This window comes from Lacinutrix sp. Bg11-31, assembly GCF_002831665.1.
Classification (GTDB): Bacteria; Bacteroidota; Bacteroidia; order Flavobacteriales; family Flavobacteriaceae; genus Lacinutrix.
On the sequence record NZ_CP025118.1, the window covers coordinates 2,400,202 to 2,420,968 of the forward strand.

Below are 20,767 nucleotides of genomic sequence, written 5' to 3' on the forward strand. Positions count from 1 at the left end.
GCGAGCACTTACAATTGCTAAATTAGTTAAAATAATTATCCTAATTAAGAATTCAACTTATAAAGCACTTGGTCTTCATCCAAAGCACTCAATAATTCTTGAGATACTTTTACTTTCTGCCTTCTACTTGGCATTTCTAATTTTATTTGTTCTCTATTATCATAGACCACAAAATCAAGTAAATGATTGCCTGGATGCATCGATATTAAGTCTTTTAAATTTCTAATTTTATCAGAATCCAATTCTTTAATATTTAACTGTATAGATAGTTTTCTAACATACTTATCCATAACATCATGCAACAACTGAAAACTATTAAACTGCAATCTAGGATCGCTCTTTTTACCAGTATCTCTATTTACCCAACCGTCTCGCACAAAACTCTTAACGTGCACAAAAGTGTTTTGTAATAAAAATGGACGGTGTTTTAAATAGTCTTCTCCAAAAATTCTAAATTCAAACGTATCTGTATAATCTTCAATCGTAAATAACGCCCAACCTTTTCCTTGTTTACTTACACGATGCTGCACATCTGTAACCACACCTCCAAAAGTGATATCTTTATTTACATGTTCTGCTAAATTATTAAAATAAGCAATCGTCCCAGTACAAAAACTCTTCATTTCGGTTTTAAAATCATCTAAAGGATGCCCTGAAATATAGACACCAACAACTTCTCGTTCTTGTGCTAATTTCTCCATAGTCCCCCAAGTTTCACATGGCGGAACTAGCGGTTCGTCTATTTGCACATCACTTGCGCCTCCAAATAAACTAACCTGAGAGGAATTTTCGTTTTCTTGATGCTTTGCACCATATTTAATAGCTTTTTCCAAGAAGGTTAAATCGCTACCTTCTTTTTGAAAGTATTGTGCGCGATGTACATCTTCAAAACAATCGAATCCGCCTGCCAAAGCAAGGTTTTCAAACGCTTTTTTATTTGCGGCCCTTAAATCTATTCGTTTAGAAATATCAAAAATAGATAGATACGGTCCATCTTCTTTTCTATTATTTACAATCGTCATTACTGCACCATGACCAACACCTTTTATTGCTCCCATTCCAAAACGTACAGCATTATCTTTATTTACTGAGAACTTATAGTAACTCTCGTTTACATCTGGTCCAAGCACAGGTAATTTCATACGTTTACACTCTTCCATAAAGAAAGTTACCTGCTTAATATCGTTCATATTATTAGACAATACAGCAGCCATATATTCTGCAGGATAGTGCGCTTTTAAATACGCAGTTTGGTATGCAATCCAAGCATAGCAAGTAGAGTGAGACTTGTTAAACGCATAACTCGCAAAGGCTTCCCAATCCTTCCAAATTTTCTCAAGTTTTTTAGGGTCATGACCTTTAGCACTTGCTTGCTCGATAAATTTTGGTTTCATTTTATCAAGTACTGCAATCTGCTTTTTACCCATGGCCTTACGCAAAACATCGGCTTCACCTTTGGTAAAATCTGCTAGTTTTTGCGACAGTAGCATTACTTGCTCTTGGTAAACGGTAATTCCATAGGTTTCTTTTAAGTACTCTTCCATTGCTGGTAAATCGTACTCAATATCTTCATCTCCATGTTTCCTTTTTACGAAACTTGGAATATATTCCATTGGTCCTGGACGATACAATGCATTCATGGCAATTAAATCGTCGAAAACCGTAGGCTTTAAATCTTTAAGATGCTTCTGCATTCCGGGAGATTCATACTGGAATACTCCAACAGTTTCTCCTCTTTGAAATAACGCATAAGTCTCTTCATCATCCAACGGAAAGGTATCTGGATCTAATAAAATATCGTGTTTTGCTTTTACAATTTTTACGGTATCTTTAATTAAAGTCAGTGTTTTTAATCCCAAGAAATCCATCTTCAACAAACCTGCATCTTCAACTACGGAGTTATCAAATTGGGTAACATATAAATCGGAATCTTTTGCCAATGCTACTGGCACGAACTTAGTAATATCGTCTGGTGTAATAATTACACCACAAGCATGAATTCCTGTGTTTCTTACCGAACCTTCAAGTGATCTTGCGAGGTTTACGGTTTCGGCTTGCAAATCATTCCCTTCAGAAATATTTATAAGCTCGTTTATTTTTTCTAAATCTTCAGCTCTAAATTTACTTCCTAATTCCTTTTCAGATAAACCAAAAATCTTACCCAACTTTGACATTGTTGGAATTAACTTCGCAATCCTATCTGCATCAAAAAGTGGTAAATCTAGAACACGAGCAGTATCTCTAATCGATGACTTTGCAGCCATTGTTCCATAAGTAATAATCTGTGCTACCTGGCTACTTCCGTACTTATCGATTACATAATCCATAACACGACTTCTACCTTCATCATCAAAATCGATATCAATATCTGGCATACTTACACGATCCGGATTCAAGAAACGCTCAAAAAGCAAATTGTATAATAAAGGATCAATATTGGTAATCCACAAGCAATAAGCAACTACGGATCCAGCTGCAGATCCACGACCTGGTCCAACCGAAACATCCATTTTTCGTGCTTCGCGAATAAAATCTTCAACAATTAAAAAGTAACCTGGATATCCCGTTTTTTCAATAACACTTAACTCGAAATCAAGTCGTTCTACAACTTCTTCAGAGAGCTCCTCACCATAACGCTTTTTAGCACCTACATAAGTTAAGTGTCTTAAAAATGCGTTCTCTCCACGTTTTCCACCATCAGTTGTATCCTCTACGTGAACAAACTGTTCAGGAATATCGAAAGCAGGTAATAAAACATCTCTAGCTAGTTGATAACCTTCAATTTTATCTACTACTTCTTGAATATTACTTATTGCTTCTGGCACATCTTTAAAGATGTTTTTCATGGCTTCACCAGACTTGAAATAGTATTCTTGGTTTGGCAAACCGTAACGATAACCACGACCACGACCAATTGGTGTTGCTTGTTTTTCACCTTCTTTTACACACAATAAAATATCGTGCGCATTCGCATCGCTTTGCTTTGCGTAGTATGTATTATTAGATGCTACAAGTTTTATATTATGTTTTCTAGCGAGTTTTATTAATACTGGATTAACACGGTTTTCATCTTCCTGATCATGGCGCATTAACTCAACATACAAATCGTCTTTAAAAGTGTCTCTCCACCAAATTAAAGCTTCTTCTGCTTGGTTTTCTCCTACATTTAAAACTTTACTTGGCACTTCTCCATACAAGTTTCCTGTTAAACAGATTAAGTCCTCTTTGTATTCTTCAATAAGTTTTTTATCAATTCTTGGTAAATAATAAAATCCACTTACATAAGCGTGCGATGATAATTTTGCTAGATTATGATAACCATTTTTATTTTTGGCCATTAAAACAATCTGATAACCATTATCTTTTCGGCTTTTATCTAGATGGTCTTCACAAACAAAAAACTCACAACCAATAATTGGCTTTATTTTTTTAGCCGAAGTTGTATTTCCCAACAACTCAGCTTCTTTTATTTTTGCTTCAACACCTTTATTATGTTTATTTGCTGCATTAACAAAGTGAAAAGCGCCCATCATGTTTGCATGATCTGTTAAGGCAACTGCAGGCATTCCATGTTGCGCAGCAACAGTAATTAAATCTGCAACACTCATTGTTGATTGCAATACCGAAAACTGCGAATGATTGTGCAAATGCACAAAGTCTACAGATTGTAAGTCTGCTATATTCTCTTTTATCTCATCGGAAGACAGATCGACCGCTTGAGCTTTTTGTAATCTCTCATTAATTTTAGCACTTTCCTTTTTAAGGTTAATGTGCTTTAAACCTATTAATTTTATAGGTTGTGGATTCGCTTCAGAGAAATTCTTGAAATAATCTAACTCAACATCAAGTTGCTCTTTCGTGTATTGTTGTCTTCTAATTAACTCTAAAAAACAACGTGTTGTTGCCTCGACATCTGCTGTTGCATTATGCGCTTCTCCAAATGGTTGATTAAATAAATATTGATGTAACTCTGTTAATGTTGGTAATTTAAATTTACCATAGCGTCCTCCAGGAAGTTCACATAATTTTGCTGTATGCTCTGTACAGGTATCTAAAACCGGTAATTCTTGAAGCTGATTTGCAACGTCTCCACGCACAAACTCAGCACCCATAATATTTAAATCGAACTTTACATTTTGTCCAACTACAAATTTGGTTTTCCCTAATGCTATATTAAATTTCTCTAAAACTTCAGACAAAGCAACACCTTGTTCTTGGGCTAATTCCGTAGAAATACCATGAATTTTCTCAGCATCATAAGGAATATTAAAACCTTCTGGTTTCACTAAATAATCCTCACTCTCGACACAGTTTCCCATCTCGTCATGCAATTGCCATGCAATTTGTATACATCTAGGCCAATTATCTGTATCTGTATATGGTGCGTCCCAACGTTTAGGTAAACCTGTTGTTTCAGTATCGAATATTAAATACATGTATTGTTTTTTAGAGAATTTTGAAGCTGTTTAGTCATGCAAAACAGAGCTTATAAAATTACAAAAAAATGCACCTTTTTAAGCCGAAAGTTATAAACAGTTTTAAACAAAAAAAAAGCGCAGACTAAAATTTAGTCTGCGCTTTAAAATATTTTATAATATAATTATATACAACTTAAACCGTCAATACTTGCTTGTATAGAACCATCATCATCACCACAAGCTGTTTTTTGTGTTGTAAGCGCTGTTTTGTACGCATTACACACATCAACAAAGTTAGCATCTCCAGGAGAAACACTATTGTAGTTAATTAAAGTTGCAGCTACTACTGCTGACGCTGTAGCACAAGGCACATCAATTCCTCCTGAACCAATAGCTACTCCAACTAAAGGTACTTTATGAAAAAATCCTTTATTTATATTTACTGAAGTTAATCCTGAACTATTAAATGCATTGAAATAAAATTCTCCAGAAACATAACCACCTTCAACACTCACTTCTTTTAAATCTATCACTCCAGCTGCTGGGTATAATTGAACGCTTGGATCTGGAAAATTGTTTGAAGAATATAAAACCTCATCAATATCCACTATAGAACCTGATGAAACTGCTTCTGTTACATCATGTGCTCCTAAAGTTAACGAATTAACTTCCAAAGTAATAGTTTCAAAATTATCTGAAGCTACAATTGTTAATTCGCCTAAACTATTAACATTAGCTTTATATGTTACAGCTTCCCATAAGTTGCCGTCTTTTTCTCCTTGAAAGGATGGTGTATTAAATTCTATATCTTCTGCGCAGCCAAAAAAGGTAAAAGTTACTAGAATTAAAACAATAATTTTTTTCATAGTTTTTTTGTTTCGAGAACTCAAAAATAAAATAAAAAATCACAATGAGATGCAATTACATTAAAAACTTAGTATTTAAATAAAAATTGTATCTTTGCAGACTTATTAATAATAGAGGTCGCGAACCTCATAAATTAATTTTTATGCCTGTAAAAATAAGATTACAAAGACATGGTAAGAAAGGGAAACCTTATTACTGGATCGTAGCAGCAGATGCTCGCGCGAAAAGAGATGGTAAATACCTAGAGAAATTAGGTGCTTACAATCCAAACACTAATCCTGCAACTATCGAATTAGATATTGATGGAGCAGTAAAATGGCTACAGAATGGTGCACAACCAACTGATACAGCCAAAGCATTATTATCTTACAAAGGTGCTTTATTGAAAAATCACCTTGCTGGTGGTGTTCGTAAAGGTGCTTTAACTGAAGAGCAAGCTGAGAAGAAATTCGCTACTTGGTTAGAAGAAAAAGGTGGTAAAGTAGATGCTAAAAAAGATGGTTTATCTAAAGCGGAAGCTGATGTTAAAGCAAAAGCATTTGCAGCTGAAAAAGCAGCTAACGAAGCAAGAATCGCAGCAGCTGCTCCAGTTGTTGAAGAGGAAGCTCCAGCTGAAGAAGCAGCAACAAACGAAGAAGAAGAATAGAAAATTATTTTTTTATACTTTTAAACTCCGATAATTCTTTATCGGAGTTTTTTTATGTGAAATAGTATTCTGAAATTGCGAAAAATACAATTGAACATATCCTATTAAAAAATGGGATTTATACATTAATGAGATTTCCGTTTTACTGAAGCTAATTCAGCATAAACTGCGGAAACGATAAATAATACTTTCGATGACTAAAGAAGAGTGTTTTTTTTTAGGTAAAATTGTTAAAAAATATAGTTTTAAAGGCGAGTTGTTAATAAAACTAGATACAGACGAACCTAATTTATACGACAATCTAGATGCTATTTTTATAGATTTACGTGGTAATTTGATTCCGTTTTTTATTGAGCGCTCTCAATTACATAAAAGCGAATTGCTTCGTGTAAAATTTGAAGATGTCGATGTTGAAGCAGATGCTGATGCGTTAATGAAATGCGAATGTTATCTACCTTTAACTTTTCTACCAGAATTAGAGGACGATAAATTTTACTTTCATGAAATTATTGGCTTTAAAGTAGAAGATAAAAACTTTGGAAACGTTGGTATTATAAAAGGCGTTAACGATTCTACTTCTCAGTCTCTTTTTGAAATAGATAGAGATGGTATTGAAATTTTAATACCAATGAATGATGAATTTATTTCGAAAGTAGATAAAGTGAATAAAATTATTTTTGTTGACACTCCAGAAGGTTTGATCGACTTGTATCTTGAGGAATAATTGTTATTCCTTTAAAAGGCAGGAATCTACAATACAAAACATAATTTAAAATGGATTTCTGCCTTCGCAGAAATGACAAAAACATGAATAAACCTTTTAAATTTAAACAATTCGCAGTCAACCAAGACCAATGCGCTTTGAAAATTGGCACAGATGGTGTTTTGCTTGGCGCTTGGGCTTCAATAGAAAAACAGCCTTTTGCAACTTTAGATATTGGAGCAGGAACAGGCATCCTTTCTTTAATGTTAGCACAACGCTGTGACGCAGAAGTTATTGATGCTTTAGAAATAGACGAACTGGCTTACGAGCAATGTGTTGACAATTTTGAAGGCTCGCCTTGGAGCGACAGATTGTTTTGTTACCATGCAGATTTAGCAGAATTCACAGAAGAGATTGAGGACAAATACGATCTTATTATTTGCAATCCACCTTTCTATGCTGAAGATTACAAAACCGAAAATAAACAACGTGATTTAGCACGCTTTCAAGATGCGATGCCTTTTGAACATTTGGTAGATAGCGTTTCGAAATTACTAATCGAGGATGGTACGTTTTGTACTATTATTCCGTTTAATGAAGAAGCTAAATTTATTGCATTAGCTTCAGTTGTAAATATAAAAGCTAATAAAATCACTCGTGTTCGAGGCACTAATGACTCAGGAATAAAACGTTCTTTAATCGCAATGTCTTTCCGCGAAAGCGATATAAAAATTAACGAACTCGTTATTGAAAACGCACGACACGACTACACTGAAGACTATATGAATTTGACCAAAGATTTTTATCTTAAAATGTGATATTTATATTGGGCAATGAAAGCATTTTAGTTATTTTTGTGAAACTAATAAAATAACACCTTCATTTTTGAGAATCCTCTAACGATGAAGATATAAAATACATTTATGAAGCCAGATTTATTTGAAGCACCAGATTATTACAATCTTGACGAACTTTTAACAGAAGAGCATAAACTAGTACGTGACGCAGCCAGAGAATGGGTTAAGCGTGACGTTTCACCTATTATTGAAGAAGCTGCTCAAAAAGCTGAATTTCCAAAATCTATTATTAGTGGATTGGCAGAAATTGGTGCTTTTGGACCTTATATACCTGAAGAATATGGTGGAGCAGGATTAGACCAGATTTCTTATGGTTTAATTATGCAAGAAATTGAGCGTGGAGATAGTGGTGTAAGAAGTACTGCGTCTGTACAATCGTCTTTAGTTATGTACCCAATCTGGAAATACGGAAACGAAGCACAACGCCAAAAATACCTTCCAAAATTAGCTAGTGGTGAATGGATTGGAAGTTTTGGCTTAACAGAACCAGATCATGGATCTAACCCAAGCGGAATGGTAACAAACTTTAAGGACATGGGTGACCATTATCTTTTAAATGGTGCAAAAATGTGGATCTCGAATTCACCATTTTGTAACATCGCTGTTGTTTGGGCAAAAGACGAAAGTGGACGTATTCATGGTTTAGTGGTGGAACGTGGCATGGAAGGCTTTACAACACCCGAAACACATAACAAATGGTCTCTTAGAGCAAGTGCTACTGGAGAACTTATTTTTGATAATGTAAAAGTGCCTAAGGAAAATTTATTACCTAACAAATCTGGATTAGGAGCACCTTTAGGATGCTTAGATTCTGCTCGTTTTGGTATTGCTTGGGGAGCTATTGGTGCTGCTATGGATTGTTACGATACTGCGCTACGTTATAGTAAAGAACGTATTCAATTTGGTAAGCCAATTGGACAGTTTCAGTTGCAACAAAAGAAATTAGCCGAAATGATTACCGAAATCACAAAAGCACAATTATTAGCTTGGAGATTGGGTGTAATGCGTGAGAATGGAACTGCAACTTCTGCACAAATTTCTATGGCAAAACGTAATAATGTAGATATGGCTTTAACTATTGCTCGTGATGCTAGACAAATGCTAGGTGGCATGGGTATTAGTGGAGAATATTCTATTATGAGGCACATGATGAACCTAGAAAGCGTAGTAACTTATGAAGGTACACACGATATTCATTTACTTATTACTGGACTAGACGTTACTGGCTTAAACGCCTTCAAATAGTCGCTAAACGACATTTAACAATTCACTCAATAGCAAAATATTTTTTTTGTGTTTTGCTGAAAGATTAAAACTATAAAAAATGTGCTTTATTACTAAAGCGCATTTTTTATTGAAATTTGTTTACATTTACCTCTATGTTTTCATCTAAAAAAAGATTAGATCGTGCTTATAAAGAAGCTAAAATTGTCGAGTTTGACAATAATTCTAAAATTATATTATTCAGCGATTGCCATCGTGGAGATAATAGTTTTGCAGACGATTTTGCTAACAACCGAAACATCTACTTTCATGCTTTAAAACATTATTTTGCTGAAGGCTTTAACTATTGCGAAATTGGTGATGGCGATGAGCTTTGGGAAAACCTCTCATTCGAATCTATTTTAAATGCACATAAAAATATCTATATGCTTATGAAGCTATTTCATAAGGACAATAGACTACACATGATTTGGGGAAACCATGATATGGTTTACCGAAACCCAGAATATGTAAAAAAGCATTTATCGACTTATTTTGATGCTAAAACTGGTGAAGATGTCGAATTATTTAAAGACATTAAATACCATGAAGGTATTGTTTTAAAACACTGCAAAACAGACCAAGAAGTGTTTTTAACACATGGTCATCAAGCGGATTGGTGGAACTATACGTTTTGGAAATGGAGTAGGTTTATGGTTCGCTTACTATGGAAACCTCTAAATGTTATGGGAGTTGCAGATCCTACTAGTCCTGCAAAAAACTACAAAGAGCTTATTAAAGTAGAACGTAGAACTAAAAAGTGGATTACAGAGAATAACAATTTAATTACTATTGTTGGTCATACGCACAGACCTCGTTTTCCTGAACCTGGAGATATTCCCTTTTTTAACGATGGTAGTTGTGTGCATCCAAGAAGTATAACTGGTATTGAAATAGAAAATGGCGAAATCTCACTTATTAAATGGCAAATATCCACAAGCGATGATGGTGCTTTAAAAATTGTTCGCGTGTTGCTAGAAGGACCTATTGCTTTGGAGAATTATAGGGCTGATTAATATAAGATTCCTCTATTCGCAGGAATTTAAGACTCTGGAGCTAACTCGACAACTAAACCTTCCATTTCTGGAGTCATTTGTATTTGGCAACCTAAACGCGAATTCTCTTTAACGTGAAAAGCCTCGCTAAGCATAGCCTCTTCATCGTCTTGCATTTCTGGAAGCTTCGTATCACTTGTTACATAACATTGGCAAGAAGCACACATTGCCATGCCTCCACAAATACCTATGGTACCTTCTGGAGCGATCTCGTAAGAACGTACAACTTCCATTAAATTCATTGCCATATCTGTTGGTGCAAGAATTTTATGAACCTCTCCTTCTCTATCTGTAACTGTAATGTTTATGTCTTGTTCCAAACGTTTTCTTTTTAATACACTAAAACTATAGCAAGTGTAATGCCTTTTTACTCTATTTTCTTTACAACTGCCTTTGGCGCTTCTTTTCTTGAACCATCAAAACCATCGATACCAGAAACTGTTGTGTATTTTAATACATAGCGTTTTCCTGGGTTAATTATTTGGTAAGCAGATTGACACATTAATGTTGCCTCATGAAATCCGCATAAAATTAGTTTTAATTTCCCTGGATAAGTATTACCATCTCCTATTGCATAAATTCCTGGGATATTTGTTTGATAATCTAATGCATTATTTACTTTAATAGCGTTTTTTTCTATCTCTAATCCCCAATTTGCAATTGGTCCTAATTTAGGAGACAATCCAAATAATGGAATAAAGTGATCGCATTCTAACTCGAACTCTTTTTCTATATGTGCGGCTTGTTTTACAACAACACCTTTAACTTTATCAGTTCCTAAAATTCCAACTATTTCGGCTGGAGTGACTAAGTTAATTTTACCTTGATCTTTTAATTCTTGTACTTTATCTACAGAATCTAAATGTCCACGAAACTCATTTCTTCTGTGTATTAATGTAACTTCTGAAGCGATATCACTTAAAAAAATACTCCAATCTAAAGCAGAATCTCCACCACCAGCAATAACAACTTTCTTGTTGCGATACATTTCTGGTTCTTTAATCATATACTCTACACCTTTATCTTCAAAGTCTGCAATATTATGAATAAGTGGTTTACGAGGTTCAAAACTTCCTAATCCGCTAGCAATTGCCACAACTGGAGCTTGGTGTTTTGTTCCTTTATTTGTTGTAACAATAAAAGAACCATCTTCTTGCTTATCTATAGTTTCTGCACGTTCTCCTAATGTAAAACCAGGTTCGAACTGTTTGCATTGCTCTAGTAACTTGTGGGTTAAATCTCCTGCAAGAATTTCGGGATAAGCTGGAATATCGTAAATGGGTTTTTTAGGATAAATCTCTGAACATTGTCCTCCTGCTTGAGGTAATGCATCTATTAAATGGCATTTTAGTTTTAGCAAACCTGCTTCGAAAACTGTGAATAAGCCTGTTGGTCCAGCACCAATTATAAGTATATCTGTTTTAATCATGAATTGTAAATTTCAAAAAGACAAAGTTATAGTTTCGATTTTTAAATAAATGTGACATAAGTCACATTCAAGCTTTAAGCTTCAACATTAATAACTGCTTCGATTTGAGGCGCGTATTTTTTAATAGTCATTTCTACACCAGATTTTAGTGTCATTTGGTTTACACTACAACCAACGCAAGCGCCTTCTAATTGTACTTTTACTATTTTATCGTCCTCAATAGACAATAATGAAATATCACCACCATCGCTTTGTAAAAACGGACGAATTTCGTCGAGGGCTTTCTCTACATTCAATCTTAGTTCTTCTCCGCTCATAATTATTTTTTTACTGCTGAACAACCAGCCATTGTTGTGATTTTTATTGCTTCGGTCTCAGGTAAATTTTCGTTTCTATTTACTACTTCTTGTACTACGTTTTGAGTAATTGTTTCGAACGCTTTTTCTAAAGGTGTTCCAGTTTGTAAAGCTGCTGGTCTTCCAACATCTCCTGCTTCACGAATGCTCTGCACTAAAGGTATTTCGCCTAAAAGTGGTACATTTAAATCTTCGGCTAAATGCTTAGCACCTTCTTTTCCGAAGATATAATATTTATTATTTGGCAACTCCTCTGGTGTAAAGTATGCCATGTTTTCTATAATTCCTAAAACTGGAACATTAATGCTTTCTTGTTGAAACATTGCGACTCCTTTTTTGGCATCTGCTAATGCTACATTTTGAGGTGTACTAACAACAACTGCTCCTGTAATTGGAAGCGATTGCATAATGCTTAAATGGATGTCTCCAGTTCCTGGAGGCAAGTCTAATAGTAAGAAATCTAATGCTCCCCAAGCAGCATCGAAAATCATTTGGTTTAATGCTTTTGATGCCATTGGTCCTCTCCAAACTACTGCTTGATCTGGTTTAGTAAAGAAACCAATTGATAGTATTTTTACACCGTAATTTTCTACAGGTTTCATTTTAGATTTCCCGTCGATTGTTACAGACAATGGTTTTTCTAGTTCCACATCGAACATAATTGGCATAGATGGTCCATAAATATCTGCATCTAAAACACCTACTTTAAAACCCATTTTTGCTAATGTTACAGCTAAATTTGCTGTAACGGTAGATTTCCCAACACCTCCTTTTCCAGAAGCTATTGCTACAATATTTTGAATTCCAGGAATAGACTTTCCTTTTATTTCGTTAGTAGCAGCTTTTTCTGGAGCTTCTACTTTTATGTTTATTTTTACCTGCGCTTTTGCATACACTTTTTCGTGAATAACTTTAAGTATTTCTACTTCAGTTTTTTTACGTGCTTGTAAAGCTGGATTTTTTATTGTGATGTCTACTATTACCTCATCGGCAAAAGTAACTACATTTTTAACTGCTCCACTTTCTACCATATTTTGTCCTTCGCCAGGAACTGTTATAGTTTTAAGTGCGTTTAATATATCTTGTTTTGTGATTTTCATATTTTATTATAGACAATAGAGAAGAGAAAAAAGAAGAAATACTTCCTTATCTCAATCTAAAATTCGTTTTTTAATTATCTTCTTATTAAGATTGATTCTAAAGGCAAAGATACTATTTAAAGCTTGAAGAATAAAGTGGTTGGTTTGAAGATTTTTATATGATGCAATAATCAAAAACAATTGTTGAAATTGTTGTTATTTTTGAATTTTTGAAAAATTAGAAAACAATAGTTAATCCTGCTCTACAACAACTCTTTTGAGGGATCCCAATACACCGTTTTTAAATCTTGAATTTGGTTTTCGATAACAACAATACCTTCACTTTCTAACAGTTGTTGCATTAAGTTTGTGCCATCGAAATGATGCTTTCCTGTAAGCAATCCTTTTCTATTGACAACGCGATGTGCTGGCACGTCTTTTTCGTGAGAACCATTCATTGCATAACCAACCATTCTTGCACTTCTTGGTGCTCCAAGATAATTACCAATGGCTCCATAACTTGTTACTCTTCCGTAAGGAATTAGTTTTGCGACTTGATACACTTTCTGGAAGAAATTGAGAGTTTCAGGCTTCATTTGGTAATTGCTATTGTTTTTAAATTGTCAGGTAATGTATTCTTTTAAATATTCCTTTTTTTGTTTAAATTTACTTTAAAAAATCGCTAAATCGATTACATCTCTTTAATAATATTTACTAAAGTAATTATTGAAATTACTCCAGTAATAATACCAATAGTATAGTTCATGCCTTTTTGAGATTTTATTTTTTTACTATTTATTTTTTCAAAAAAGAAAACATAAATATAAAGCATTACAAAAGTTCCGGTTGCAGCTCCAGCTACATAAGTTGTTATGCCTAGTGGATCTAACTTAATCCAATTAAAAGACACAAAATTGATTGCCATATATGCTTGATATGGAATTGGAAATACATTTAAAGCAGATAATAATACACCTTGAAAAAATCGACTCTTTTTACTTCTAACATTAGACTCGACATTGGGCTTATCTGTTTTTTTAGCGACAACTAAAAAGTAAACTGTGATGAGTACAAACAACACAAAAGCGACACGTTGCATAATATCTACAACATTTGAATGGTTGCTTAAATATCGTGCAAAAATGAGCGCTATTAATGTTTGTAAAATAACAATTACACAAACACCAACAGAGAATACTAAACCTCTAGTGTGCCCTTCTTTTATACTAACTTTTGCAGCTGTCATGTTTAGCAATCCTGGCGGAATTACACCTACCAAAGCTACTATTAACGCAATACCAAAAGTTATTGTTATCTCCAAGTTTATTTAATTTTGAATCTAATATACGTAATTGGTTTGTTTTGTTCCAAATAGATGCTTTCGTAGTGTGTTTGAATGCTTGTTACTTCTTCTGGACTTCCTTCTTGTTTGTATACATTATGGTTTGCATATAAGACTTCGTGTCCTGCACCATGTAATAACCCAAGTGTATAACCGTGCATAAACTCGCTATCGGTTTTTAGGTTCATTATACCATCTTCTTTTAAAATCTTTTTATAGCGTTCTAAGAACTCAGAATTTGTCATTCTGTGTTTTGTACGCTTATATTTTATTTGTGGGTCTGGGAAGGTAATCCAGATTTCATCGACTTCATTTTCTGCAAATGCATGATCGATAAGTTCTATTTGTGTTCTTAAAAAAGCAACATTTGGAATATTTTCTTCGATTCCTGTTTTTGCTCCTCTCCAAAAACGTGCACCTTTAATATCTACACCTATAAAGTTTTTGTTTGGATATTTTTTGGCAAGATTTACAGAGTATTCTCCTTTTCCACAGCCTAATTCTAAAATTAACGGATTGTTATTTTTAAAATGTTTCTCGTTCCAATGGCCTTTCATTTCGTAATCTGTACCAACTAAATCGTCTCGTTTAGGTTGGTATACGTTAGAGAACGTTTCGTTTTCGTTAAATCGCTTAAGCTTATTTTTACTTCCCACTGCTTTAAATTAATTTTTGGTAAAAATAAAGAATTTTTTGAAACCTACTACCTTAGAGATAGAGCAATAAAAGTATTGCTTCGCTTCCTGTTTCGTGCAGGTTAAAAGCTGAAATTTTGTGTTTTTAGATTCTTAATTTTCCAAGCGCATGATAATGATTACCTTTGTTTTTTAATATGAAGAAAAAAATTCTAGTCGCTCCACTAAATTGGGGAATTGGGCATGCTACAAGATGTATCCCTATAATTAACTGGCTTTTAGATTGTAATTTCACTCCAATTATTGCGAGTGATGGTGATGCTTTGTTGCTACTTCAAAAAGAATTTCCAAACCTAGAATCTATAACATTACCTGCTTTTAATATCCAATATCAAAAAAAGGGAAAGAACTTAGATTTAAAACTATTTACGCAATTACCACATATTTTAAAAACGCTTAAAGCCGAAAGACAAATTATTAAACGCATTATTAACCATCATAAAATTGATGGTATAATATCTGATTGTCGTTTTGGTATTTATAGTAAAAGTGTTCCGTCTGTAATTATTACACACCAATTAAATGTATTAAGTGGTAGCACTACTTATTTTAGTTCGAAATTAAATCAGCTTCAGCTTAAAAAATTTAAAGAAATTTGGGTTCCCGATTTTAAAAATGAAGCTAATTTAAGTGGACGACTTGGGCATATTTCAAAAAAAACAAAACTAAACATTAAGTATTTAGGACCTTTAAGCCGGCTTAATAAAACGGAAGCTAAAACGGAGTACGATCTCATGGTACTATTGTCCGGTCCAGAACCACAACGCTCTTTATTAGAGAATAAACTAATAAAGGAGTTACACTATTATAAAGGTTCTGTTTTATTTGTAAAAGGAAAAATTGAAACTGAGCAAACTAAAAATATAACGAAAAAGTTTACTGTTTATAATTTTATGACTTCTGAAGCTTTAGAGAAAGCAATAAACAGCAGCAATATTGTAATCTGTCGTTCTGGTTATACTACAGTTATGGATTTAGCAAAATTAGGAAAGCACGCTTTTTTTATACCAACACCAGGACAATTTGAACAAGAATATTTGGCAAAACGTTTTAACACTTTAAAACTTACACCTACTTGCTCTCAAAAAGATTTTAATTTAAATGAATTAAAGAAAGTAGAAACTTTTAATGGATTAAATATGGAATACAGCACTCCAAATCTTGATGTATTATTTAGTCTTTTCTAGTGTAAAAGAAAACTCGCTACCAACACCAAATTCGCTTTCAATGTAGATTTTTTCGTCGTGTGCTTCGATTATATGTTTTACGATAGCTAAGCCTAAACCAGAACCACCTTCTTTTCTAGAGCCACTTTTATCTACTCTAAAAAAACGTTCGAACAATCTTGGAATATTCTCCTTTATTACACCTTCTCCATTATCTGTAACACGAACAATAACTTTATTTTTAATAAGATTGTCTACACTAATCTCTGTAGTCCCTTTTTCTTTACCGTATTTAATAGAGTTTACCACTAAATTTGTGAGTACTTGTTGTATTTTATCTTTGTCTGCTTTTACTAGAATAGGCTTTAAATAACTCCTATCCAAAGTGAGCGTTATTTTCTTTTTTGCTGCTTTCATTTCAAACAAATCGAAAACACTTTCTATTAACTCAATAATATTAAAAGATTCTGTTTGAATACGAACATCTCCAGCCTCAAGTTTAGTAATCATATCTAAATCTTTTACAATATAGACTAGTCTTTCTACGCCTTTGCTTGCCCTATCGAGGTATTTTTCTCTTATTTTTTCATCTTCTGCAGCACCATCAATTAGTGTTTCAAGATAACCTTGCACTGTAAATAGTGGTGTTTTTAATTCGTGAGATACATTTCCTAAAAACTCTTTTCGGTATTCTTCTCGAATTTTAAGCGTTTCAATTTCAATTTTTTTATCTCTAGCAAACCTATCTATCTCGGCAGTAAGTGTTGCCATATCTGTAGTAACAGGTCTTTTTCTATAAGTTGTAGACTCTAAAAGTGTAAGGTCTTCGTATATTTTATTAATACGCTTATAAATAAAATTTTGAGCGCGATATTGAATTACAGAAAAGGCTAAACCGTAACAAACACAAGCAAATAATAAAAGATGAAACCAATTTATAGTATAAAAAGCATATAAAAAGATACTCATAGCTAACGTTAATACAGCAGTAATGTGCAACGACGTTTTAAAAGCAAATTTATAGGTCTTTTTCATTTCCATTTATTCTACAAACTTATACCCAACACCTTTTACGGTTTTAAAAGAGGCATCTCCAATTTTTTCTCTAAGTTTTCTAATGTGTACATCTATAGTTCTACCTCCAACAACAACATCGTTTCCCCAAACTTTATTAAGTATATCTTCTCTTTTATAAACCTTTCCTGGTTTAGATGCTAATAAAGATAGTAATTCGAACTCTTTTCTTGGTAAAATAATATCTCTTCCTTTAATAGATACTTTATACTCTTCTCTATTAATTATAATATCTCCAATTTTTAAAACAGGAATACTTGCATCTTCTGTTTTTAAACGTCTTAATAAAGCTTTTACTTTACTAACTAACACTTTTGGTTTAATTGGTTTGGTAATATAATCGTCTGCTCCAGCATCGAAACCTGCTACTTGCGAATAATCTTCTCCTCTAGCTGTTAAGAAAGTAATAATCGTATTTTTTAACTCTGGTACTTTTCTAATAAGTTCGCAAGCTTCAATACCATCCATTTCTGGCATCATAACATCTAACACTATAAGTTGTGGTTTTTCGGCTTTAGCCTTAGCAACACCTTCTAATCCATTACTTGCTGTAAAAACTTGGTAGCCTTCTTGCGATAAATTATAACCAACAATTTCTAGAATATCTGGCTCATCGTCTACAAGTAGTATTTTAATGTCTTCTTTATTCATCGAAGTATTTAATTAAATATTATTAGTGTCAAAGATAAAACTATTAGAATACTTCTTAAAAAATTACAAATTAGTAACATTATAATAACATTGAAAATCTTTAGGCTTCAATTTCAACAAGTTATCTTGTTTTTATGTTATTTAATCGTTAATTACAAACTATAACCACCTATAGACTAGCGCTAAGCGAGAAATTATATTTATATTTGTAGCATAAATATAAATATTCAATTATGAAAAAAATTTACTTTTTATTATTATCGATTTTACTAAGTTCAGCATCTTTTGCTCAAATTTTGGCAGAAGATTTTGATTATGGAACAACTGCCGGAGATTTAACTACTATGAGTGGTGGTGCTTGGGTTCTGCATTCTGGATCTGCAGATCCAGTTGCTTATGTTGCAGCGCCAACAAGTTTAACAATGACTGGTTATCCCTCTTCAGGAATTGGTGGACATGCTACTTTTTCAGGAGCTTCACAAGATATAAACAGAGCTTTCCCAGAAATCTCAACTGGAACCGTATACGCAAGTGCATTAATAAATTTAAGTGCAGTTGGTAGTGGAAACTATTTCATCCACTTTAACTCTGGTGGATTTAGAGCAAGAGTTGGAGCAAAAGATGATGGTAATGGAGACATTCTTTTTGGAATAGGAACAAGTAGTTCTACATTAACCTACGGCACTACACCTTACTCCTTAAACACAACATACTTATTAGTTTTCTCTTACGAGATTGCTACTGGAGTTTCTAATTTACACGTATTATCTGCTGCTGCAGTAACTGAGCCAGCAGCTCCAGAAGCTACAAACACAGGAAACACAGGAACCGCTATTAACGCAATTGCATTTCGTCAATCAAGTAATATTCCTAGCGTAGCTATAGATGGTGTTCGTGTTGCCGAGAACTGGAATGACATCATGAATAACTCTACAACGCCTTCTCTTAGTATTACCGCGCCAGTAAATGGAACTGAGTATGCACCTGGAACTACATCTGTAGATGTAACTACAACTGTGCAAAACTTTATGGTAGCTAACGGAACAGGTGATGGACACATACACCAAATATTAACAACACCAGGTGGTACTTTTGACGAGTTTAAATATGACACAGCAGACCAAGCTATAATGGTTGCAGATGGTGAGTCTTACACTATTTTTATGGAATTAGTAGATAATAGTAATACACCTATTACTCCTGCAGTTAATGTTACTGTAAATTTCTCTGTAGGTTCTTTAACAACTGTTGCAGATATTGCTGCATTAAGAGCAGATGTTGATTTAAACGGAACTGGAGGAACATACTTATTACAAAGTGTACCTGTAGTAACTTACACAAGAACAAGTAGAAACCAAAAGTACATTCAAGATGCCTCTGCAGGTGTTTTAATTGACGATGTTCCTGGTAATATTGCAACTACATTTGCTGAAGCAGATGGAATGAGCGGTCTTACAGGTGGAGTATCTATATTTAATGGTGTTTTACAATTTAATCCTTCTGCAGATGCTACTTTAGTAGCTAGTACAGCAGTTACTCCAGAAGTAGTTACTATTGCAACTTTATTAACAGACTATGCAGATTACCAATCTGAATTAGTAAAAATAGTAGGTGCTACATTTACAGAAACAGGAAGTTTTGTTAACGCTACAGATTACACAATTAACGATGGTGCTTCTATGGTATTTAGAACTAACTTTAGTGAAGCAGATTACATTGGGCAAGCAATACCAACAGCATCTGGAGACATCGTTGTTTTAGTTGGTGAATTTAGTGGTGCGCCACAAGTTACAGCACGTACGCTTACAGATTTAACGTTAAGTACAACTTCTTTTGAAGCTAAAGCAAACTTCGCAGTATACCCAAACCCTACAAATACAGGTTTTGTAAACATTACTACAACGGCTAACGAAGCTATTAAGGTAACTGTTTTTAATATTTTAGGAAAAACAGTATTATCACAAACAGTAAACAACACTGTTTTAAATGTTTCTAGTTTAAACGCTGGTGTATATATTTTAAAACTAAACCAAAATGGAGCTACAACTACTAAGAAATTAGTAATTAAATAACTCCAATATTAAGTAATTGTTAAAAGGCTGATAATTTTTTTATCAGCCTTTTTTTATACATATATTTGTGGGACACAACTAAAAAAAAACAATTACTATGAAAAAAATTTACTTTTTATTATTTACTATTATTTGCTCTTTTACTTACGGGCAAACAATTTTAACAGATGCTTTTAGCTATTCAGATGGCAATCTTGTACCTAATGGTGGTTGGGCATCACATAGCGGAGCAGGATCTAACCCTATAAATATTTCTTCTGGTAAATTAGTAATGTCTCATGGAAGTGGAGGTAGAGAAGATGTTAATAAAACTTTTACAGCAGTAAATTCTGGTAGCATTTTTTTTGCTTTCGATCTTTCCGTAACAGATACAGCTCCTATTTCGGGTACTGATAGTGAATATTTTGCGCATTTTAATACAGGTACTTTTGCTGCTAGAACAGATATTGTTCCTCCTACTGGGTCTGGTGATTTTTCAGTTGGTATATCAGCATTTTCCTCTACCGCAACCTCTACTTGGCCTTCAGATTTAACTTTTAACACTACTTACAAAATAGTTATAGAATATAATTTCGCTACTTCAGCTGTTCTATTATGGGTTGATCCTGTAAACGTATCTAGCACATCAATCTCAGGAGGATCTGGCATTGCCACATCTATAGATGCTATTGCTTTTAGACAGTCAAATTCTAGTAGTGATGAAACTATAACTATAGATAATGTTAGAGTATCAACAGTATTTGACGACGCCACTTTATCTAACCAAAATAATTTAGAAGTTACTAATTTTAAAATTTACCCAAATCCTGTATCTAATGGTTTTGTAAACATAAAAACAAGTAACAATGCTACAACAACTGTTTCTGTTTACAATGTTTTAGGAAAACAAGTTATTAATACTGTTTTAAAGTCTGACCGTTTAAATGTTTCTAATTTAAATGCTGGTGTTTACATTTTAAAATTAAGCCAGAATGGAGCTACAACTACTAAAAAATTAGTGATTAAGTAATTACATTTTTTATACTTTTAAAAAGAGCGTTGCCATTGGTAACGCTCTTTTTATTTAAGTGAAATTCTATTTTTTATAAAAAACA

19 protein-coding genes are annotated in these 20,767 nt (G+C 33.5%); 8 read left to right on the plus strand and 11 right to left on the minus strand.

Features of this window, described 5'->3' with window-relative positions:
• Positions 1-44: 44 nt before the first annotated feature.
• Together dnaE and CW733_RS10840 are read right to left on the minus strand one after the other, a co-directional pair.
• Positions 45-4,436, minus strand: a complete 4,392-nt coding sequence (gene dnaE, locus CW733_RS10835; protein ID WP_100997195.1) for a DNA polymerase III subunit alpha — start codon at positions 4,434-4,436, stop codon at positions 45-47.
• 164 nt (positions 4,437-4,600) lie between these two features.
• Positions 4,601-5,284, minus strand: a complete 684-nt coding sequence (locus tag CW733_RS10840; RefSeq protein ID WP_100997196.1) for a DUF6252 family protein — start codon at positions 5,282-5,284, stop codon at positions 4,601-4,603.
• Positions 5,285-5,427: 143 nt separating this feature from the next.
• Here CW733_RS10840 and CW733_RS10845 point away from each other — a divergent pair, with 143 nt between their 5' ends.
• The 5 genes from CW733_RS10845 (at position 5,428) to CW733_RS10865 (ending at position 9,770) form a co-directional block, all read left to right on the plus strand.
• Positions 5,428-5,931, plus strand: a complete 504-nt coding sequence (locus CW733_RS10845) for a 30S ribosomal protein S16 (protein ID WP_100997197.1) — start codon at positions 5,428-5,430, stop codon at positions 5,929-5,931.
• A gap of 193 nt (positions 5,932-6,124) precedes the next feature.
• A complete protein-coding gene (rimM, locus tag CW733_RS10850) occupies positions 6,125-6,655 on the plus strand; it encodes a ribosome maturation factor RimM (RefSeq protein ID WP_100997198.1) in 531 nt (176 codons plus the stop codon).
• Between the two features lie 83 nt (positions 6,656-6,738).
• A complete protein-coding gene (locus CW733_RS10855) occupies positions 6,739-7,452 on the plus strand; it encodes a tRNA1(Val) (adenine(37)-N6)-methyltransferase (RefSeq protein WP_100997199.1) in 714 nt (237 codons plus the stop codon).
• A 105-nt stretch (positions 7,453-7,557) separates the two neighbouring features.
• Complete coding sequence (locus tag CW733_RS10860; RefSeq protein WP_100997200.1) at positions 7,558-8,736, plus strand: acyl-CoA dehydrogenase family protein; 1,179 nt, start codon at positions 7,558-7,560, stop codon at positions 8,734-8,736.
• A 134-nt stretch (positions 8,737-8,870) separates the two neighbouring features.
• The gene (locus CW733_RS10865) at positions 8,871-9,770 is read left to right on the plus strand and encodes a metallophosphoesterase family protein (RefSeq protein WP_100997201.1); all 900 of its coding nucleotides are present in this window, start codon (positions 8,871-8,873) and stop codon (positions 9,768-9,770) included.
• 26 nt (positions 9,771-9,796) lie between these two features.
• On the opposite strand, the gene CW733_RS10870 is transcribed toward CW733_RS10865, so the two are convergent.
• The 7 genes from CW733_RS10870 to trmB form a co-directional block, all read right to left on the minus strand.
• Positions 9,797-10,129: a 2Fe-2S iron-sulfur cluster-binding protein gene (locus CW733_RS10870; protein ID WP_100997202.1), complete on the minus strand. Its 333-nt coding sequence runs from the start codon at positions 10,127-10,129 to the stop codon at positions 9,797-9,799.
• A 47-nt stretch (positions 10,130-10,176) separates the two neighbouring features.
• Positions 10,177-11,238 (minus strand): NAD(P)/FAD-dependent oxidoreductase, encoded by a 1,062-nt coding sequence (locus tag CW733_RS10875; protein ID WP_100997203.1) that lies wholly within the window; start codon positions 11,236-11,238, stop codon positions 10,177-10,179.
• A gap of 74 nt (positions 11,239-11,312) precedes the next feature.
• Positions 11,313-11,555 (minus strand): NifU family protein, encoded by a 243-nt coding sequence (locus tag CW733_RS10880; protein ID WP_100997204.1) that lies wholly within the window; start codon positions 11,553-11,555, stop codon positions 11,313-11,315.
• A 2-nt stretch (positions 11,556-11,557) separates the two neighbouring features.
• Entirely contained in the window at positions 11,558-12,694 is a 1,137-nt protein-coding gene (locus CW733_RS10885) for an Mrp/NBP35 family ATP-binding protein (RefSeq protein ID WP_100997205.1), read from the minus strand.
• 242 nt (positions 12,695-12,936) lie between these two features.
• Positions 12,937-13,269 carry an MGMT family protein gene (locus CW733_RS10890; RefSeq protein WP_100997206.1) on the minus strand — a complete coding sequence of 111 codons (333 nt, stop codon included), beginning with the start codon at positions 13,267-13,269 and terminating at the stop codon, positions 12,937-12,939.
• A gap of 95 nt (positions 13,270-13,364) precedes the next feature.
• Complete coding sequence (locus tag CW733_RS10895; RefSeq protein ID WP_100997207.1) at positions 13,365-13,994, minus strand: LysE family transporter; 630 nt, start codon at positions 13,992-13,994, stop codon at positions 13,365-13,367.
• A gap of 2 nt (positions 13,995-13,996) precedes the next feature.
• The gene (gene trmB, locus CW733_RS10900; protein ID WP_100997208.1) at positions 13,997-14,671 is read right to left on the minus strand and encodes a tRNA (guanosine(46)-N7)-methyltransferase TrmB; all 675 of its coding nucleotides are present in this window, start codon (positions 14,669-14,671) and stop codon (positions 13,997-13,999) included.
• Positions 14,672-14,847: 176 nt separating this feature from the next.
• On the opposite strand from trmB, the gene CW733_RS10905 reads away from it, so the two are divergent.
• Positions 14,848-15,897, plus strand: a complete 1,050-nt coding sequence (locus CW733_RS10905; protein WP_100997209.1) for a glycosyltransferase — start codon at positions 14,848-14,850, stop codon at positions 15,895-15,897.
• Here the strand turns inward: CW733_RS10905 and CW733_RS10910 are convergent.
• Together CW733_RS10910 and CW733_RS10915 are read right to left on the minus strand one after the other, a co-directional pair.
• Entirely contained in the window at positions 15,880-16,917 is a 1,038-nt protein-coding gene (locus CW733_RS10910) for a cell wall metabolism sensor histidine kinase WalK (RefSeq protein ID WP_100997210.1), read from the minus strand. The two genes, CW733_RS10905 and CW733_RS10910, sit on opposite strands and share 18 nt — an antisense overlap.
• Positions 16,918-17,601: a response regulator transcription factor gene (locus CW733_RS10915; RefSeq protein WP_100997211.1), complete on the minus strand. Its 684-nt coding sequence runs from the start codon at positions 17,599-17,601 to the stop codon at positions 16,918-16,920. It abuts the gene before it with no gap.
• 233 nt (positions 17,602-17,834) lie between these two features.
• Between CW733_RS10915 and CW733_RS10920 the strand changes: the two genes are divergently transcribed.
• Together CW733_RS10920 and CW733_RS10925 are read left to right on the plus strand one after the other, a co-directional pair.
• Positions 17,835-19,673 (plus strand): T9SS type A sorting domain-containing protein, encoded by a 1,839-nt coding sequence (locus tag CW733_RS10920; protein WP_100997212.1) that lies wholly within the window; start codon positions 17,835-17,837, stop codon positions 19,671-19,673.
• 97 nt (positions 19,674-19,770) lie between these two features.
• Positions 19,771-20,682, plus strand: a complete 912-nt coding sequence (locus tag CW733_RS10925) for a T9SS type A sorting domain-containing protein (protein ID WP_232730351.1) — start codon at positions 19,771-19,773, stop codon at positions 20,680-20,682.
• Positions 20,683-20,767 lie beyond the last annotated feature (85 nt).

Bases quoted from the DNA above. Each gene is read 5' to 3' on its own strand.
- dnaE (WP_100997195.1), bottom strand. From the start codon at position 4,436: ATGTATTTAATATTCGATACTGAAACAACAGGTTTACCTAAACGTTGG.
- CW733_RS10840 (WP_100997196.1), bottom strand. From the start codon at position 5,284: ATGAAAAAAATTATTGTTTTAATTCTAGTAACTTTTACCTTTTTTGGC.
- CW733_RS10845 (WP_100997197.1), top strand. From the start codon at position 5,428: ATGCCTGTAAAAATAAGATTACAAAGACATGGTAAGAAAGGGAAACCT.
- rimM (WP_100997198.1), top strand. From the start codon at position 6,125: ATGACTAAAGAAGAGTGTTTTTTTTTAGGTAAAATTGTTAAAAAATAT.
- CW733_RS10855 (WP_100997199.1), top strand. From the start codon at position 6,739: ATGAATAAACCTTTTAAATTTAAACAATTCGCAGTCAACCAAGACCAA.
- CW733_RS10860 (WP_100997200.1), top strand. From the start codon at position 7,558: ATGAAGCCAGATTTATTTGAAGCACCAGATTATTACAATCTTGACGAA.
- CW733_RS10865 (WP_100997201.1), top strand. From the start codon at position 8,871: ATGTTTTCATCTAAAAAAAGATTAGATCGTGCTTATAAAGAAGCTAAA.
- CW733_RS10875 (WP_100997203.1), bottom strand. From the start codon at position 11,238: ATGATTAAAACAGATATACTTATAATTGGTGCTGGACCAACAGGCTTA.
- CW733_RS10880 (WP_100997204.1), bottom strand. From the start codon at position 11,555: ATGAGCGGAGAAGAACTAAGATTGAATGTAGAGAAAGCCCTCGACGAA.
- CW733_RS10885 (WP_100997205.1), bottom strand. From the start codon at position 12,694: ATGAAAATCACAAAACAAGATATATTAAACGCACTTAAAACTATAACA.
- CW733_RS10890 (WP_100997206.1), bottom strand. From the start codon at position 13,269: ATGAAGCCTGAAACTCTCAATTTCTTCCAGAAAGTGTATCAAGTCGCA.
- CW733_RS10905 (WP_100997209.1), top strand. From the start codon at position 14,848: ATGAAGAAAAAAATTCTAGTCGCTCCACTAAATTGGGGAATTGGGCAT.
- CW733_RS10910 (WP_100997210.1), bottom strand. From the start codon at position 16,917: ATGGAAATGAAAAAGACCTATAAATTTGCTTTTAAAACGTCGTTGCAC.
- CW733_RS10915 (WP_100997211.1), bottom strand. From the start codon at position 17,601: ATGAATAAAGAAGACATTAAAATACTACTTGTAGACGATGAGCCAGAT.
- CW733_RS10920 (WP_100997212.1), top strand. From the start codon at position 17,835: ATGAAAAAAATTTACTTTTTATTATTATCGATTTTACTAAGTTCAGCA.
- CW733_RS10925 (WP_232730351.1), top strand. From the start codon at position 19,771: ATGAAAAAAATTTACTTTTTATTATTTACTATTATTTGCTCTTTTACT.